The sequence below is a fragment of the Pseudomonas sp. RIT-PI-AD genome, from assembly GCF_025642785.1.
GTDB lineage: Bacteria > Pseudomonadota > Gammaproteobacteria > Pseudomonadales > Pseudomonadaceae > Pseudomonas_T.
Genome location: NZ_JANZKU010000019.1, coordinates 46370 through 62125, shown reverse-complemented (window position 1 = coordinate 62125; position 15756 = coordinate 46370). Strand labels below are relative to the sequence as shown.

The following is a 15756-nucleotide window of genomic DNA, read 5'->3' as shown; positions in this document are numbered from 1 at the left end:
GCTGTGCCAGAATGCGCGGCGTCCGATCGACCCGTCCCGCGCGCGGGTCGACGAGCTGGCCCCCGCCAGAGGGGCACCGAGGTCTGCAGAACCTGAACGGACCGAACGCCTGATGGGTCCCGCGAAGCCTTTCCGACGAGGAACCTGATCCCATGTCTTTCACCCGCAGACAAATCCTGACCGGCCTGGCCGGACTCGGTGTCGTCGGCCTTGGCGCCGGTGGCGTCCGCTATTGGCTGGGCCGGCCGGAGAACGCCGCTACCCATGACTACGAACTGATCGCCGCGCCGCTCGACGTGGAGCTGGTGCCTGGGCACCCGAGCACCGCCTGGGCCTACGGCGGGCAGGTGCCGGGCGTGGAGCTGCGCTGCCGGCAGGGCGACTGGCTGCGGGTGCGCTTCATCAACCGGCTGGACGAGCCCACCACCATCCACTGGCATGGTATCCGCCTGCCCCTGGAGATGGACGGGGTGCCCTACGTCTCACAGTTGCCGGTGCTGCCCGGCGAGTATTTCGATTACCGCTTCCTCACCCCGGATGCCGGCAGCTTCTGGTACCACCCCCACACCAGCAGTTCCGAGCAGCTCGGGCGCGGCCTGGTCGGCCCGCTGATCGTCGAGGAGCGCGAACCCAGCGGCTTCCTCCACGAGCGCACCCTGAGCCTGAAGACCTGGCATGTGGACAGCGAGGGCCGCTTCACCGCCTTCAGCGTGCCCCGCGAGGCCGCCCGGGAAGGCACACGCGGGCGGCTCACCACCCTCAACGGCAAGCCGGCGCCGGTGCTCGAGCTGCCGGCCGGCCAGGTGGTGCGCCTGCGCCTGCTCAACCTGGACAATACCGTCACCTACCGACTCAACCTGCCCGGCGCCGAGGCGCGCATCTACGCGCTGGACGGCAACCCCATCGTGCCGCGCCCGCTGGGCAAGGAATATTGGCTGGGGCCGGGGATGCGCATCGAGCTCGCGCTGAAGGTTCCCGCCGCCGGCAGCGAGCTGTCCCTGCGCAACGGGCCGCTGCGCCTGGCCACCTTGAAGAGCCTGGCCAGCGAGCAGGCTCCCGGCGACTGGCCGGCCGCGCTGCCGCCTAACCCGATCCCCGAGCCGGATCTGCAGAAGGCGGAAACCCTGCGCTTCAATTTCGAGTGGACCGCGGCGCTGTCGAGCAACGTCGAGCGGGGCGGCGCCTACAGTTTCTGGCAGATCAACGGCATCGCCTGGGACATCAAGGACAAGACTTGCGCCGACCGGCCCATCGCGACCCTCAAGCGCAACGGCCACTACATCTTCGAACTGCGCAACATGGCCCAGTACCAGCACCCGATCCATTTGCACGGCATGGCGTTCAAGGTGCTGAGTTCGGACCGTAAACGCATCGTGCCGTACTTCACCGACACCTACCTGCTGGGCAAGAACGAGACCGCGCGGGTGGCCCTGGTGGCGGATAACCCCGGCGTCTGGATGTTCCATTGCCACGTGATCGATCACATGGAAACCGGCCTGATGGCCGCCATCGAGGTCAAGTGAAACCGAGACCGCCGCGCCGCCCGCGAATCATCGACCGTAGCCAGGACCTGCACTTCATGGGCGAGGCGCTGGCCCTGGCGCGTGCCGGCATGGCCCTGGGCGAAGTGCCGGTGGGCGCGGTGCTGGTGCAGGACGGCGAAGTGATCGGGCGCGGCTACAACTGCCCGATCTCGACCCACGACCCCAGCGCCCACGCGGAAATGGTCACGGTGCGCGCGGCGGCCGCGGCCACCCGCAACTACCGCCTGCCCGGCAGCACCCTGTACGTCACCCTGGAGCCGTGCAGCATGTGCGCGGGGCTGATCGTGCATTCGCGGATCGCCCGGGTGGTGTATGGCGCCACCGAGCCACGGGCCGGCGTGGCGATCAGCCGGGGGCAGTTCTTCAGCCAGGACTTCCTCAACCACCAGGTGCTGGTGGAAGGCGGCGTGCTGGCCGAGGAGAGCGGCGAGATGCTCCGCGAATTCTTCAGGACGCGCCGCCAGGCGGGCGAGTGAGCGCCCCCGCCGGCACGGGTCAGCGTGGGGGGAGCCCGGCCTTTTCCCGGTAGTACTGGGCGTTGGTGACGGCGTGGATTTCCAGGTTGTCCACTTTCAGCAGCGTGCCTTTGGGACACCTGAACCTGACCTTCATCGTGCCGCCCATGGGTTCGAGCGCATCGACCCGCAAGGTGCCCATGCTCAGGGTCTGGGGTGGGCTCATGTGGTTGAGGCGCAAGCGGCTGCTGCGCATCTCGCCGTCCGGCCTGAAGTAGTCCAGCTGGAGGTAGTCGCAGGACGGGGAAAAGTCCCGGGCGTCGAAACGCACCACCGGGAAACCGCCCAAGACCTTGAAGCCGATGCCCGGCCAGACGATGGCGGCGTCCTTCGCCGTCACCCGCCCGCCCTGTGCGCTGAAAGGATTGCCCTCGATACCTTCGAAGCGCAGCGCGCCGGGGTCGGCGCGGGCCACGCGCTGGTGATGGACATGGCTCAGGTCCGGCATCAAGGGCCGGCTGTAGCGCTGGTGCAGGTAGCCCAGCGCCATGCCCACCAGCGCCACCCCGGCCAAACCGGCCAGGCTGGGCAGGCGTCGGGGCGCATGCCAGAGCGCGCCGAGGCCGAGGCCGGCCATCAGGGTCAGGGGCAGCTCCAGCGCGCCGACGGAGTAACGGGCGCTGTGCATCACCAGCAGGAGGATCGCCAGCTGGTAGGCCACCACGCACGCGAGCAGCCAGGCGAACAGCCGCTGGCGGTGGCTCCACAGACCGAAGCAGGCGAGGCTGAGGAGCAGCACCCGCCAGGCCCGCTCGTTGAAGAAATGCCGGCTCAGCGTGGCCTGGCTGAAGAACAGGGTGGCGCCGGCCTTCTGCGTCAGCAGTTCGGCGAGGGCCGGGGCGGGCAGATCGGCCAGCACGGCCTTGGCGACTTTCCCCAGGCGCCGCTCGCCCTCGAGCGACAGGTGGGGGAAGTCGTCGACCACCAGCGTGTGATCGTGCAGCAGGCCGTAGTAGGGCGGCTCGTAGCCCGCGACCGCCGGGTTGCTGCCGAAGTACAGCGCGGCTCCGCTGCCGGTGGCCACCATCGGCAGGTCGAACTCGACCTTGTTGTAGGCGATGTAGGCGAACGCGCCGGCACCGGCGATCAGATGCAGGACCAGCAGCCCGCGGGCGCTGCGCCTGACCGTCGGCGAGCCTTTGCCGATCAGCAGAGCGCAGGCGCCCAGGGCGGCGAGGATCCAATAGACGTAGGTGGCGCGAACCAGGATGGAACAGAGCAGGGCGATGCCGCCCAGGACGACCGGCCAGCGTTTTTCCGGCGTGCCGACGAGGATCGCCGAGCACCATAGCCAGAGGCTGACGAAGAACAGCTGCGGCGGCTCGCTCAGGGCCGGCACCAGCACTTCCGGGAGCAGCGGCGCCACGGCGATCAGCCAGGCGACCGCGGCTCCGGCGGCGAAGCCGGCGGTGCGCCGCAGGCTGTCGAACGCCAGCAGCAGGATCAGGCCAGAGAGCACCAGGTTGGCCTGCACCGCGAAATCGTTGTCCGCGCCGAACAGCGCCAGGTAGATGAAGGAACCCGGCGCGACGATCAGGTGCGCCGGATCGGCGAACAGCGCCGGGGCATCCTCCAGAAAACGCCGCGCCAGGGGCAGGTAGGTGACCCGCGTATCGAAGGCCTGCAGCGTGGCGAACGGCGATAGCCTGTACCACAGCTGCTGGACCAGCAGCGGTGCCCACAGGCCGAACAGAAGCGCGAGGTATCGGGGTTCCCGGAGGGAGGCGAGGCGAATGCTCATTCGATCGGTATCGAGTGCGGGGTCAGTTGAGGGTGCAGGGGTTCCTGCGGCGTGCTGCTGATGTCGTGGTGCAGGAAGGCGATCAGCAATTGCGTGCCGATCAGGATCGGCAGCCCCGCCAGCATCACGGTTCCGCTGGTGGCGGGTACCCCGTGCAGGTCGCTGCTCAGCCATTCGCTGAGGCCGAACAGGGTCCCGCCGAGCACGAACAGGGTGCCCAGCAGGCTGTACAGCGAGCCGATGTTGAAGTCGCGCAGCCAGTAGTTGTAGACGTAGCGGCGGAGCAGCCGCGACAGGTGCTTGCGGGCGAATTCGGGCAGCACCTTGCGCACGTCCAAGCCCGAGGTCTCGTCGGCATAGATGGCGTCCATCGGGATGTCCTTCACCACCGCGCGCACGGTATTCAGGCGGAACAGCATGTCGGTCTCGAAGAAATAGCGGGTTTCCAGCTTCTCCAGCGGCAGTTCCTGCAACACATGGGTATGGATCGCGGTGTAGCCGTTGGTGGGGTCCATCATGTTCCAGTAGCCGCAGCTCAGCTTGGACAGGAAGGAAAGCATGGCATTGCCGATCAGGCGCACCTTGGGCATGTCGCGCAGCGACTCGTGCCGGTAGAAACGGTTGCCCTTGGTGTAGTCGGCGCGCCCGCGCTGGATCGGACGGACGAAATAGGGGATCAGGCGCGGGTCCATCTGCCCGTCGCCGTCGACCTTCACCACGATGTCCATGCCATCGGCGATCGCCTGCCGGTAGCCGGTGATGACGGCGCCGCCCACCCCCAGGTTGACCGGGTTGCGCAACACCTGGACGCGCGGGTCCTGGCAGTTTTCCTCGACGAAGGTGCCGCTGCCGTCGGGGCAGCAGTCGTCGATCACGTAGACCTTGGTCACCATGCTCGGCATGGCGGCCAGCACTTGGAGGATATGGGCGCGAACTTTGTAACAGGGGATGGCGATGGCGACTTTCATGGTTGTCCCGTTCATGTGGAGGCCGCGAGCACGACGCCGAGCAGGATGAGCCCGCCTCCCAGGAAGGTTTTCAGGTGCAGGGGCGAGCCGAAGAAGAAGTGTTCGAGTACCGGCACGATCAGGAAGGCCAGGCCCATGAAGGGGTAGGCCAGGTACAGCGGCACGTGGCGCAGGATCCAGATCCAGAACAGCGTGGTGAAGCCATAGAGGCAGAGCGCGGCGATCAGCGCGCCGTTGAACACCCAGGCTTGCCAGTCGGTCGCCGTCTGGATGTTCATCGCGGCCTGCTTGAACAGGATTTGCCCGGAGGCGATGCCGGTCACGCACAGCAGCGTGGCGAAGATATAAAGGGGCGACAAGGGACAACCTCGGTGGCACAACGGAAGTGGGCGCTGCGGCGCGCGATAGTATCGGGTTCGGCCGTCGGAGTTCCATAGGCGCTTTCGCCGCGGAAGGCGCGCGCGGCGGCCTACGGTCAGTTCGGCAGGCTTTCCAGAGGCTTTTCCTTGATCACCGCGGGCATGTGCAGGGCACTTTCGGCGATCTGCGTGCCTTCCATCTGCGGTTGGGTCACCCAGGTGAGGATGTCGTAGTAGCGACGGATGTTCTGCACGAAGTGCACGGTCTCGCCGCCCCGCGCATAGCCGAAGCGGGTCTTGCTGTACCACTGCTTCTGCGCCAGGCGCGGCAGCATCTTCTTCACATCCAGCCACTTGTTCGGGTCCAGCCCTTCCTGGCGGGCCAGGCGGCGGGCGTCGCCGAGGTGGGCGATGCCGATGTTGTAGGCGGCCAGGGCGAACCAGGTCCGGTCCGGCTCGAGCAGTTCGTCGGACAGGCCTTCCTTGATCAGGGCGAAGTACTTGCTGCCGCCGAGGATGCTCTGCCGCGCATCCAGGCGATTGGCCACGCCCATGGCCTGGGCGGTGCTCTGGGTGAGCATCATCAGGCCGCGCACGCCGGTCTTGGAGGTGGCCGCGGGTTGCCAGAGCGACTCCTGGTAGCCGATGGCGGCGAGCAGGCGCCAGTCGATCTCCTGCTCCTGGGAGGCGCGGCGGAAATGCTGTTCGTAGCGCGGCAGGCGTTGCTGCAGGTGCTTGGCGAAGGTGTAGGCGCCGACGTAGCCGAGCACGTCGACGTGACCGTAGTAGCGATCCTTCAGGCGTTGCAGGGTGCCGTTCTCCTGCACCCCGTCGAGGAACCGGTCGACTTCCTGCAGCAGGCTCTGGTCTTCCCCCGGCGCGACCGCCCAGCCCAGCGCGCGGGAGTCGCCCAGGTCGAAGGCCACCCGTACGTTAGGGAAGTACACCTGGTTCATCGCCAGCTCGTTGGAGTCCACCAGGGTCAGGTCGATCTGGCCCTCGTCGACCATGCGCAGCAGGTCGACCACCTCGACGGCGGAGGATTCCTCGTATTGCAGCTCGGGATAGCTGCGCTTGAGCACGGCCAGTTGCTCGGCGTGGGTGCTGCCTTGCAGGACCAAGATGCGCTTGCCCAGCAGGTCTTCCGGACGGGTGGGGCGCGGCGCGCCGCTGCGGTAGATGACCTGAGGCGTGACTTCCAGGTAGGGGTGAGAAAAACGCGCCTGGGCCTTGCGCCCCTCGCTCGCCACCAGGCCGGCGGCGGCCAGCACCGGGCCGTTCTTCTGGTTCAGGCGGTTGAACAGGTCGTCGAGGTTGTCGGCGGTCTCGACCTGCAGCTTGACGCCGAGGTCTTCGGCGAAGCGTTTCACCAGTTCGTACTCGAAACCGGTCTCGCCGCTGCGGTCCTGGAAATAGGTGGCCGGGCTGTTGCGGGTGACCACGCGTAGCACGCCGTCCTCCTTTATACGCTCCAGGGTGCTGGGTGTTTTTTCAACGCAGCCGCCGAGCGCCAGGAGGATTCCGGTCGCCAGCAGCCAGAAGGCCCGGCGGGGGCGGAACGCCATGGGGATGAACATCGGCGCAGTATACGCAAAGCGGCATCGCCGCCATATCTGGACAGCCGGGGAGCGCTCTGGTAGTGGCGCGGGCCGGCGCAGCCACCGCGCGGGGCGCCGGGATCGGCCCGCCGCCGGGGCCGCCGAAGCCCGCGCCGCAGCCTTGGGCGATCAGTCCCGATAGGCTAGAATGCACGGCCTCAACGCTCCCCCTCCGAGGCTGTTCCCCGATGCTTATCCTGCGCGGCGCTCCCGCCCTTTCCGCTTTTCGCCACGGCAAACTGCTCGAGCAACTGACCGCCAAGGTCCCCGCCGTGACCGGGCTGTACGCCGAATTCGCGCATTTCGCCGAGGTCGCCGGCGTGCTCGGCGACGATGAAACGCAGGTATTGGCACGGCTGCTGAGGTACGGTCCCAGCGTGCCGGTGCAGGAGCCCAGCGGCCGCCTGTTCCTGGCAGTGCCGCGCTTCGGCACCATTTCGCCCTGGTCGAGCAAGGCCAGCGACATCGCCCGCAATTGCGGGCTGGCGAAGATCCAGCGCCTCGAGCGCGGCATCGCCTACTACGTCGCCGGCGAATTGAGCGACGCCGACGCCCAGGCCGTGGCCGCCGCGCTGCACGACCGCATGACCCAACTGATCCTGCCGCGCCTGGAAGACGCCGCCGAACTGTTCAGCCACGCCAAGCCGCGTCCGCTGACCGCGGTGGACGTGCTCGGCGGTGGCCGCGCGGCCTTGGAGAAGGCCAACGTCGAGCTCGGCCTGGCCCTGGCCGACGACGAGATCGACTACCTGGTGAAGAGCTTCGGCGAGCTGGGGCGCAACCCCCACGACATCGAACTGATGATGTTCGCCCAGGCCAACTCCGAGCATTGCCGGCACAAGATCTTCAACGCCAGCTGGGACATCGATGGCGAGAGCCAGGAGAAATCCCTGTTCGGCATGATCAAGAACACCCATGAGCTGCACCGCGAAGGCGTGCTGTCCGCCTACAAAGACAACGCCGCGGTGATCGTCGGCCACCGCGCCGGCCGCTTCTACCCGGACCCGGAGTCGCGCCGCTACGGGGCGACCCAGGAGCCGGTGCACATCCTGATGAAGGTGGAGACCCACAACCACCCGACCGCCATCGCGCCCTTCCCCGGCGCCTCCACCGGCTCCGGTGGCGAGATTCGCGACGAGGGCGCCACCGGCCGCGGCGCCAAGCCCAAGGCGGGGCTGACCGGCTTCACCGTGTCCAACCTCAACATCCCCGGCTTCGAACAACCCTGGGAAGTGCCCTACGGCAAGCCCGAGCGCATCGTCACGCCGCTGGACATCATGCTCGAAGGGCCCCTGGGCGGCGCGGCGTTCAACAACGAATTCGGCCGTCCGGCCCTGACCGGTTACTTCCGCACCTTCGAGCAGGCGGTGCAGACCCCGCGCGGTGAAGAAGTGCGCGGCTACCACAAGCCGATCATGCTCGCCGGCGGCATGGGCAACATTCGCGAGGAGCACGTGCAGAAGGGCGACATCTCGGTCGGCGGCAAGCTGATCGTGCTCGGCGGCCCGGCCATGCTCATCGGCCTCGGCGGGGGCGCGGCGTCCTCCATGGCCACCGGCGCCAGCTCGGCCGACCTGGACTTCGCCTCGGTGCAGCGCGACAACCCGGAAATGGAGCGGCGTTGCCAGGAGGTCATCGACCGCTGCTGGCAGCTGGGCGCGGACAACCCCATCACCTTCATCCACGACGTCGGCGCCGGCGGCCTGTCCAACGCCTTCCCCGAACTGGTCAACGACGCCGGCCGCGGCGGTCGCTTCGACCTGCGCGCGATCCCCAACGACGAACCCGGCATGAGCCCGCTGGAAATCTGGTGCAACGAGTCCCAGGAGCGCTACGTGCTCTCCGTGGACGCCGAGGACTTCGAGCGCTTCAAGGCCATCTGCGAGCGCGAGCGCTGCCCCTTCGCGGTGGTCGGCGAGGCCACCGCGGAACGCCGCCTGACCGTGGCCGACAGCCACTTCGACAACCATGCGGTGGACATGCCCCTCGAGGTGCTGCTCGGCAAGGCGCCGCGCATGCACCGCAGCGCCAGCCGCGAGGCGGCGCTGGGCGACGACTTCGACGCCAGCGGCCTGGACCTGGAAGAAGCCCTCGGGCGTGTCCTGCGCCACCCGGCGGTGGCCAGCAAGAGCTTCTTGATCACCATCGGCGACCGCACCATCACCGGGCTGGTGGCCCGCGACCAGATGGTCGGCCCCTGGCAGGTGCCGGTGGCCGACTGCGCGGTGACCGCCACCAGCTTCGACGTCCATACCGGCGAAGCCATGGCCATGGGCGAACGCACGCCCCTGGCCCTGCTGGACGCCGCCGCCTCCGGGCGCATGGCGATCGGCGAGACGCTGACCAACCTCGCCGCCGCGCACATCGAGAGGATTTCCGACATCAAGCTGTCGGCCAACTGGATGGCCGCCGCCGGCCATCCGGGCGAAGACGCGCGGCTCTACGACACGGTCAGGGCGGTCGGCATGGAGCTGTGCCCGGCCCTGGGCATCGCCATCCCGGTCGGCAAGGACTCGATGTCGATGAAGACCCGCTGGCAGGACGAGGGCGTCGACAAGAGCGTCACCTCGCCGCTGTCGCTGATCGTCACCGGTTTCGCCCCGGTGAGCGACATCCGCCGCACCCTGACCCCGCAACTGCGCCTGGACAGGGGCGAGACCGACCTGATCCTGATCGACCTCGGGCGCGGCCAGAACCGCCTGGGTGGCTCGATCCTGGCGCAGACCCATGGCCGCCTCGGGCGCCAAGCGCCGGACGTGGACGACGCCGAGGACCTGAAGGCCTTCTTCGCGGTGATCCAGGGCCTCAACGTCGACGGCCACCTGCTGGCCTACCACGACCGTTCCGACGGCGGCCTGATCACCAGCGTGCTGGAAATGGCCTTCGCCGGGCATTGCGGGGTGAACCTCGTCCTCGATCCGCTGGCCGACCGCCGCGAGGAACTGGCGGGCGTGTTGTTCAGCGAGGAGCTCGGCGCGGTCATCCAGGTGCGCCAGGACATCACCGCGGACGTGCTGGCACAGTTCAGCGCGGCGGGCCTGGAGGACTGCGTGGCGGTGATCGGCCAGCCGTTGAACGGCTCGGACGTCGTCGTCGATTTCGCTGGCGAGCCGGTGTTCGCCGGGCAGCGGCGGCTCCTGCAACGCCAGTGGAGCGAGACCAGCTATCGCATCCAGCGGCTGCGGGACAACGCGGAATGCGCCGAGCAGGAATTCGACGCGCTGCTCGACGAGGAGAACCCCGGGCTGTCGGTCAAGCTGTCCTTCGACGTGAACCAGGACATCGCCGCGCCCTACATCAAGAAAGGCGTGCGCCCGCAGATCGCGGTGCTGCGCGAGCAGGGCGTCAATGGCCAGGTGGAAATGGCCGCGGCCTTCGACCGCGCCGGCTTCGCCGCCCACGACGTGCACATGAGCGACATCCTCGCCGGTCGCGTCGACCTGGCGAACTTCAAGGGGCTGGTCGCCTGCGGCGGCTTCTCCTATGGCGACGTGCTCGGCGCCGGCGAGGGCTGGGCCAAGTCGGCGTTGTTCAACAGCCGCGCGCGCGATGCCTTCCAGGGGTTCTTCGAGCGCAAGGACAGCTTCGCCCTGGGCGTCTGCAACGGTTGCCAGATGATGTCCAACCTGCACGAGCTGATCCCCGGGACCGAGTTCTGGCCGCACTTCGTGCGCAACCGCTCGGAGCAGTTCGAGGCGCGGGTGGCGATGGTCCAGGTGCAGGAGTCGGCTTCGATCTTCCTGCGCGGCATGGCCGGTTCGCGCATGCCGATCGCCATCGCCCACGGCGAGGGGCATGCCGAGTTCGAAAGCGAGGAGGCCCTGCTGGAGTCTGACCTGTCCGGCTGCGTGGCGCTGCGTTTCGTCGACAACCACGGCAAGGTCACCGAGGCCTACCCGGCCAACCCCAACGGTTCGCCGCGGGGCATCACCGGGCTGTGCAGCCGCGACGGCCGCGTGACCATCATGATGCCGCACCCCGAGCGGGTGTTCCGCGCCGTGCAGAACTCCTGGCGTCCGGACGACTGGCAGGAAGACGGCGGCTGGCTGCGCATGTTCCGCAACGCCCGGCACTGGGTGGACTGAGCCACGGCGAAGTCGCCCGGCCGCCGCGAAGGCGGCAGCGTCCAGGGAACCGGCTCGGACCAGCCGGATTCCGGCGCGCCAGCGCTCATCCCGCCGCGCGCGTCGCTGCCCGACGTGCGCGCGGTCCGGCCCGGCCAGTCGCTGCGCCTGTGCACCTGCGGCCGTTCACCCGAGGGGCCCGATTGCCCCGCGACCTGCGAGGCGGGGCTGGAATTGCGGGTAAGGCGCCAGGGGTATCTGTCGCTGTGCCGGTGCGGGCGCTCCGCCGACCTGCCGTACTGCGACGGCAGTCATGCTCCCGCGACGGTCTCCTGGCGTGAGCGCTGGCGGCGCTTTCGTCAGGGCGCCGAGTAGCTGAGGGCTTACAGCGGGTGTGGCGTTTCACGGCTGAACAAGGCCGGCCAGGGCCGAGTCGATATCCTGTAGCGGCCTCGGCGGCCTCGGCATCAAGGCTAAGTGCCATCATGGTGCGCTATCATGTGCCCTCGCAGTCCAGCGCCCGTTCCCTTCGGAGGCCTTGATGTACAAACTCTGCTTCTACGTTCCAGAAACCCACCTCGAAGCCGTCAAGCGCGCGGTCTTCGCCGCCGGCGGCGGGCGCCTCGGTGCCTACGAGAATTGCTGCTGGCAGACCCTGGGCCAGGGCCAGTTCCTGCCGCTCGAGGGCAGCAAGCCCTATCTGGGCGAGGCCGGGGCCCTGGAACGGGTGGCGGAGTGGAAGGTGGAGCTGGTGGTCGCCGACGAACAGCTCCACGACACGGTCAAGGCGCTCAAGCGCAGCCATCCCTACGAGACGCCCGCTTTCGACGTGTGGCGGCTGTCCGACCTGCAGTTCTGACGACCGGCCTTCCCGCATCCGCCCGCCTCCCCGGGCGAGACTCTCCGGTGCCGGGGCCGGCATGCAAAGGTCAAGGTGGTCGGATTTGCCGCGTGGATCGGCGCGAAGGGCGACTCGTTGCGCGGAAGGCGGCGTAGGGCGGTGCGAGCCACGCCCGCTCATGCCGGAAGATCGCTCGGCGAGCGCCCGGGCGTCCGGCCTCAGGGGCGGATCTCGATCATGGTGCCGTCCTTGACCAGCTTCCAGACCTCGCGCATGTCGCTGTTGGTCATGGCGATGCAACCCTCGGTCCAGTCCAGGGTATGGAAGTACCACTCGGGGTATTCCGCGCTCAGCGGGGTGCCGTGGATCAGGATCATGCCGCCCGGCTTGACCTTCTGCGCCTTGGCCTGCTCCACGTCGCGGGCGTTGGGGTAGGAGATGTGCATGGCCAGGTTGTAGCGTGCGCTGGTCTTGCGCCAGTCGATCCAGTAGAAGCCTTCCGGGGTGCGTTTGTCGCCTTCGCGCAACTTCGGTCCCTTGGGCTGCTTGCCGAGGGAGATGCGGTAGGACTTGAGCACTTCGCCGCGATTGAGCAGGTGCAGGCGATGTTCGGATTTCAGCACCAGCACCTTGTCGATGGCCTTGCCGTCCAGCGTGGGAGCCTCACCGGCCTGGGCCAGGGCGGCCACGAACGAACAGAGAAGGGCGAGCAACCAGCGCATCGAAAACGTATCCCGAGAGTGATGCGACCGCGGCGCGGTCAGACTTTTTTGAGGTAGGCGGACAAGGGGGCCAGGGGCTCGTTGCGCACCGGATAGCGCTGGGTCCGCCGATCGGCGAAGAAGCATTCTAAAGTGCGTCCCACGGTCGGGAAAGCCAGTTCGGACCAGGGGATCTCCTCTTCGGCGAACAGCCGCACCTCCAGGCTTTCCTCGCCGCAGGCGAAGGCGCCGTCCGCCAGTTCGGCGCGGAAGAACAGGTAGACCTGGTCGATGTGCGGCAGGTCGAACAGCGTATAGAGCTCGAGCGCCTCGACCCGGGCGCAAGCCTCTTCCAGGGTCTCGCGAGCCGCCGCCTGGGCCATGGTCTCGCCGTTCTCCATGAAGCCCGCCGGCAGCGTCCAGTAGCCGCGCCGCGGCTCGATCGCGCGCCGGCAGAGCAGCACCTGGCCGTTCCACACCGGCAGGCAACCGGCGACGATCCGCGGGTTCTGGTAATGGATGAGCGAGCAGGCGTCGCAAATATAACGCAGGCGGTTGTCGCCCGCGGGGATGCGCTGGCTCACCGGGCCGCCGCACTGGCTGCAGAATTTCATCGGGCTTCCTCGTCAACGGGAGTGGCGCACAGCGGGCCATCTTGGCGGCGAGTCGTCCCGGCGGCAAGTGCGGCGGCGACGGTCATCCCCCGGGGGTTGGGCCGGTCGTCGCTTCGTGCCATGATGCCCGGCAGAACAAAGAACGAGAGCGCCCCATGCTGGACGAGCTGCTGCGTCGCGTGCAGAGCCACTCACCCCGTCTCTTCGAGACCGACCGCGCCTTCCCCGAGGCCGCCGTGCTGGTGCCCATCACCCGCAGCGACGAGCCGGAACTGATCCTCACCCTGCGCGCCAGCGGCCTCTCCACCCACGGGGGCGAAGTCGCTTTCCCCGGCGGCCGCCGCGACCCGGAAGACCGCGACCTGATCCACACCGCCCTGCGCGAGGCCGAGGAAGAAGTCGGCCTGCCGCCGGGCCTGGTGGAAGTCATCGGCCCACTGAGCACCCTGGTCTCGCGCCACGGCATCAAGGTCACCCCCTACGTCGGCTTCGTGCCGGATTTCGTCGAGTACCGCGCCAACGACGGGGAGATCGCCGCGGTATTTTCCGTGCCGCTGACGTTCTTCCGCGACGATCCGCGGGAAACCACCCATCGCATCGATTACTTCGGCCGGAGCTGGTACGTGCCCAGCTATCGCTTCGGCGAGTACAAGATCTGGGGGTTGACCGCGATCATGGTGGTGGAACTGACCAACCTGGTATTCGATGCCGGGATCGATCTGCACGAGGCGCCGGCCTCCTACCTCAAACTGAGCTGAGCCGTCCGTGGCGAGGCCCCGAGTCCCTCAGAGGAACGCCTGATGAAATACGCTTTGGGCAATGCCCGTGTCGAAACCCATCCCGACAGCTGGGTCGCCCCCGGCGCCACCCTGATCGGCAAGGTGCGCCTGGAGGCCGGCGCCAGCGTCTGGTTCGGCGCGGTGCTGCGTGGCGACAACGAGCTGATCCTGATCGGCGAGAACAGCAACGTGCAGGACGGCACCGTGATGCACACCGACCCCGGCTCGCCGCTGACCATCGGCAAGGGCGTGACCATCGGCCACAACGCCATGTTGCACGGCTGCACCGTGGGCGATCACAGCCTGATCGGCATCAACGCGGTGGTGCTCAACGGGGCGAAGATCGGCAAGCACTGCATCATCGGCGCCAACGCGCTGATCGCCGAGGGCAAGGAAATCCCCGACGGCAGCCTGGTGATGGGCTCCCCCGGCAAGGTGGTGCGGGAGCTCAGCGAGGCGCAGAAACAGATGCTCGAAGCCGGTGCCGCGCATTACGTGCACAACGCCCAGCGCTATGCCCGCGACCTGACCGAGCAGAACGACTGATGGAGCCGCGGCGCCCGGTGGCTTCGCCCTGCGTGCACGTGTGCGCCCTGGACGAGCAGGACATCTGCATCGGTTGCCAGCGTTCGATGGATGAGATCACCCGCTGGGGGCGCATGGACGACGCCGAACGCCTGCGTGTGCTGGCGCGCTGCATCGAGCGGGGGAAGGCCCAGGGCCTGTTCCTGATCGAGCCGGACTGAGCCCGATGGTGGCCTGGCTGCCCTGCCGGACGTTATTCGAAGAGCTGTCCCCTGAATCGGGCCGGCGTCCTTTCTTCCCATCGCTTCAAACCTGAGGAACCAAGATGCCCCGTATCGGAACCCCGCTGTCGCCCAGTGCGACCCGTGTATTGCTGTGTGGCTCGGGCGAGCTGGGCAAGGAAGTCGCCATCGAGTTGCAACGCCTGGGCGTGGAAGTGATCGCCGTGGACCGTTACGCCGATGCGCCGGCGATGCAGGTGGCGCACCGCAGCCACGTGATCAGCATGCTGGACGGCGAGGCCCTGCGCGCGGTGATCGAGCGGGAGCGCCCGCACTACATCGTGCCGGAAATCGAGGCCATCGCCACCGCCACCCTGGTGGAGCTGGAGAGCGAAGGCTACACCGTGGTGCCGACCGCCCGGGCCGCGCAACTGACCATGAACCGCGAGGGCATCCGCCGCCTGGCCGCGGAGGAACTCGGCCTGCCGACCTCGCCCTATCGCTTCGCCGATACCCTCGACGCCTATCGCGCCGCAGTGGCGAGCGTCGGCTATCCCTGCGTGGTCAAGCCGATCATGAGTTCCTCCGGCAAGGGCCAGAGCCTGCTGAAGAGCGACGCCGACCTGCAGGCTGCCTGGGACCATGCCCAGGAGGGCGGTCGCGCCGGGAAGGGCAGGGTGATCGTGGAGGGCTTCATCGATTTCGACTACGAGATCACCCTGCTGACCGTACGCCACGTCGGCGGCACCACCTTCTGCGCGCCCATCGGGCATCGCCAGGTGAAGGGCGACTATCACGAGTCCTGGCAGCCGCAGGCGATGAGCCCGCGCGCGCTCGCCGAATCCGAGCGGATCGCCCGCGCGGTCACCGAGTCCCTGGGCGGGCGCGGGCTGTTCGGCGTCGAACTGTTCGTCAAGGGCGATCAGGTGTGGTTCAGCGAGGTATCCCCGCGTCCCCACGACACCGGGCTGGTCACCCTGATTTCCCAGGACCTGTCCGAGTTCGCCCTGCATGCCCGGGCGATCCTCGGCCTGCCGATCCCGGCGATCCGTCAGGTCGGTCCCTCGGCTTCGGCGGTGATCCTGGTGGAGGGGCGTTCCCGGGAAATCTGTTTCTCCAACCTCGGCGTGGCCCTGGCCGAGCCCGATACGGCGCTGCGCCTGTTCGGCAAGCCCGAGGTGGACGGTCAGCGGCGCATGGGCGTGGCCCTGGCGCGGGATGCCTCGGTGGAGGCGGCGCGGGCCAAGGCGACGCGCGCCGCCCAGGCGGTGGACGTCAGCCTCTGA

General features: G+C 68.1%; 15 protein-coding genes. 9 read left to right on the top strand and 6 right to left on the bottom strand.

Features of this window, described 5'->3' with window-relative positions:
* Nucleotides 1-152 precede the first annotated feature (152 nt).
* Both OGL92_RS16325 and tadA read left to right on the top strand, forming a co-directional pair.
* Nucleotides 153-1523 carry a multicopper oxidase family protein gene (locus OGL92_RS16325; RefSeq protein ID WP_263145409.1) on the top strand — a complete coding sequence of 457 codons (1371 nt, stop codon included), beginning with the start codon at nt 153-155 and terminating at the stop codon, nt 1521-1523.
* Entirely contained in the window at nt 1520-2020 is a 501-nt protein-coding gene (gene tadA, locus OGL92_RS16320; protein WP_263145407.1) for a tRNA adenosine(34) deaminase TadA, read from the top strand. Before OGL92_RS16325 ends, tadA begins: the two co-directional genes overlap by 4 nt.
* Nucleotides 2021-2039: 19 nt before the next feature.
* On the opposite strand, the gene OGL92_RS16315 is transcribed toward tadA, so the two are convergent.
* From OGL92_RS16315 to mltF, 4 genes are all read right to left on the bottom strand, one after another.
* Complete coding sequence (locus OGL92_RS16315; protein WP_263145404.1) at nt 2040-3800, bottom strand: hypothetical protein; 1761 nt, start codon at nt 3798-3800, stop codon at nt 2040-2042.
* Nucleotides 3797-4768: a glycosyltransferase family 2 protein gene (locus OGL92_RS16310; protein ID WP_263145403.1), complete on the bottom strand. Its 972-nt coding sequence runs from the start codon at nt 4766-4768 to the stop codon at nt 3797-3799. Before OGL92_RS16310 ends, OGL92_RS16315 begins: the two co-directional genes overlap by 4 nt.
* 11 nt (nt 4769-4779) lie before the next feature.
* Nucleotides 4780-5127, bottom strand: a complete 348-nt coding sequence (locus OGL92_RS16305; protein ID WP_263145401.1) for an EamA family transporter — start codon at nt 5125-5127, stop codon at nt 4780-4782.
* Between the two features lie 116 nt (nt 5128-5243).
* Nucleotides 5244-6704 carry a membrane-bound lytic murein transglycosylase MltF gene (mltF, locus tag OGL92_RS16300; RefSeq protein ID WP_263145399.1) on the bottom strand — a complete coding sequence of 487 codons (1461 nt, stop codon included), beginning with the start codon at nt 6702-6704 and terminating at the stop codon, nt 5244-5246.
* Nucleotides 6705-6913: 209 nt separating this feature from the next.
* On the opposite strand from mltF, the gene purL reads away from it, so the two are divergent.
* The 3 genes from purL to OGL92_RS16285 all read left to right on the top strand — a co-directional run bounded on the left by purL (nt 6914) and on the right by OGL92_RS16285 (nt 11648).
* On the top strand, nt 6914-10810 hold the full coding sequence (purL, locus tag OGL92_RS16295; RefSeq protein WP_263145397.1) for a phosphoribosylformylglycinamidine synthase: 3897 nt from the start codon (nt 6914-6916) through the stop codon (nt 10808-10810).
* 114 nt (nt 10811-10924) lie between these two features.
* Entirely contained in the window at nt 10925-11164 is a 240-nt protein-coding gene (locus OGL92_RS22235; RefSeq protein WP_263145395.1) for a CDGSH iron-sulfur domain-containing protein, read from the top strand.
* Nucleotides 11165-11330: 166 nt separating this feature from the next.
* A complete protein-coding gene (locus OGL92_RS16285) occupies nt 11331-11648 on the top strand; it encodes a YqfO family protein (protein WP_263145392.1) in 318 nt (105 codons plus the stop codon).
* 200 nt (nt 11649-11848) lie between these two features.
* Here the strand turns inward: OGL92_RS16285 and OGL92_RS16280 are convergent, their stop codons facing one another.
* On the bottom strand, nt 11849-12352 hold the full coding sequence (locus OGL92_RS16280) for a L,D-transpeptidase family protein (protein WP_263145390.1): 504 nt from the start codon (nt 12350-12352) through the stop codon (nt 11849-11851).
* Nucleotides 12353-12390: 38 nt separating this feature from the next.
* Nucleotides 12391-12945, bottom strand: coding sequence for an NUDIX hydrolase (locus OGL92_RS16275; protein ID WP_263145387.1), 555 nt, complete (start codon nt 12943-12945; stop codon nt 12391-12393).
* Between the two features lie 155 nt (nt 12946-13100).
* Here OGL92_RS16275 and OGL92_RS16270 point away from each other — a divergent pair, with 155 nt between their 5' ends.
* From OGL92_RS16270 to purT, 4 genes are all read left to right on the top strand, one after another.
* Nucleotides 13101-13703: a CoA pyrophosphatase gene (locus OGL92_RS16270; protein ID WP_263145385.1), complete on the top strand. Its 603-nt coding sequence runs from the start codon at nt 13101-13103 to the stop codon at nt 13701-13703.
* A 42-nt stretch (nt 13704-13745) separates the two neighbouring features.
* On the top strand, nt 13746-14270 hold the full coding sequence (locus OGL92_RS16265; protein ID WP_263145383.1) for a gamma carbonic anhydrase family protein: 525 nt from the start codon (nt 13746-13748) through the stop codon (nt 14268-14270).
* Complete coding sequence (locus OGL92_RS16260) at nt 14270-14470, top strand: DUF1289 domain-containing protein (protein WP_263145381.1); 201 nt, start codon at nt 14270-14272, stop codon at nt 14468-14470. The genes OGL92_RS16265 and OGL92_RS16260 overlap by 1 nt, the downstream gene beginning before the upstream one ends.
* Nucleotides 14471-14574: 104 nt before the next feature.
* Nucleotides 14575-15756 carry a formate-dependent phosphoribosylglycinamide formyltransferase gene (gene purT / locus OGL92_RS16255; RefSeq protein WP_263145379.1) on the top strand — a complete coding sequence of 394 codons (1182 nt, stop codon included), beginning with the start codon at nt 14575-14577 and terminating at the stop codon, nt 15754-15756.

Bases quoted from the DNA above. Each gene is read 5' to 3' on its own strand.
- OGL92_RS16325 (WP_263145409.1), top strand. From the start codon at position 153: ATGTCTTTCACCCGCAGACAAATCCTGACCGGCCTGGCCGGACTCGGT.
- OGL92_RS16315 (WP_263145404.1), bottom strand. From the start codon at position 3,800: ATGAGCATTCGCCTCGCCTCCCTCCGGGAACCCCGATACCTCGCGCTT.
- OGL92_RS16310 (WP_263145403.1), bottom strand. From the start codon at position 4,768: ATGAAAGTCGCCATCGCCATCCCCTGTTACAAAGTTCGCGCCCATATC.
- mltF (WP_263145399.1), bottom strand. From the start codon at position 6,704: ATGTTCATCCCCATGGCGTTCCGCCCCCGCCGGGCCTTCTGGCTGCTG.
- purL (WP_263145397.1), top strand. From the start codon at position 6,914: ATGCTTATCCTGCGCGGCGCTCCCGCCCTTTCCGCTTTTCGCCACGGC.
- OGL92_RS16285 (WP_263145392.1), top strand. From the start codon at position 11,331: ATGTACAAACTCTGCTTCTACGTTCCAGAAACCCACCTCGAAGCCGTC.
- OGL92_RS16280 (WP_263145390.1), bottom strand. From the start codon at position 12,352: ATGCGCTGGTTGCTCGCCCTTCTCTGTTCGTTCGTGGCCGCCCTGGCC.
- OGL92_RS16275 (WP_263145387.1), bottom strand. From the start codon at position 12,945: ATGAAATTCTGCAGCCAGTGCGGCGGCCCGGTGAGCCAGCGCATCCCC.
- OGL92_RS16270 (WP_263145385.1), top strand. From the start codon at position 13,101: ATGCTGGACGAGCTGCTGCGTCGCGTGCAGAGCCACTCACCCCGTCTC.
- OGL92_RS16265 (WP_263145383.1), top strand. From the start codon at position 13,746: ATGAAATACGCTTTGGGCAATGCCCGTGTCGAAACCCATCCCGACAGC.
- OGL92_RS16260 (WP_263145381.1), top strand. From the start codon at position 14,270: ATGGAGCCGCGGCGCCCGGTGGCTTCGCCCTGCGTGCACGTGTGCGCC.
- purT (WP_263145379.1), top strand. From the start codon at position 14,575: ATGCCCCGTATCGGAACCCCGCTGTCGCCCAGTGCGACCCGTGTATTG.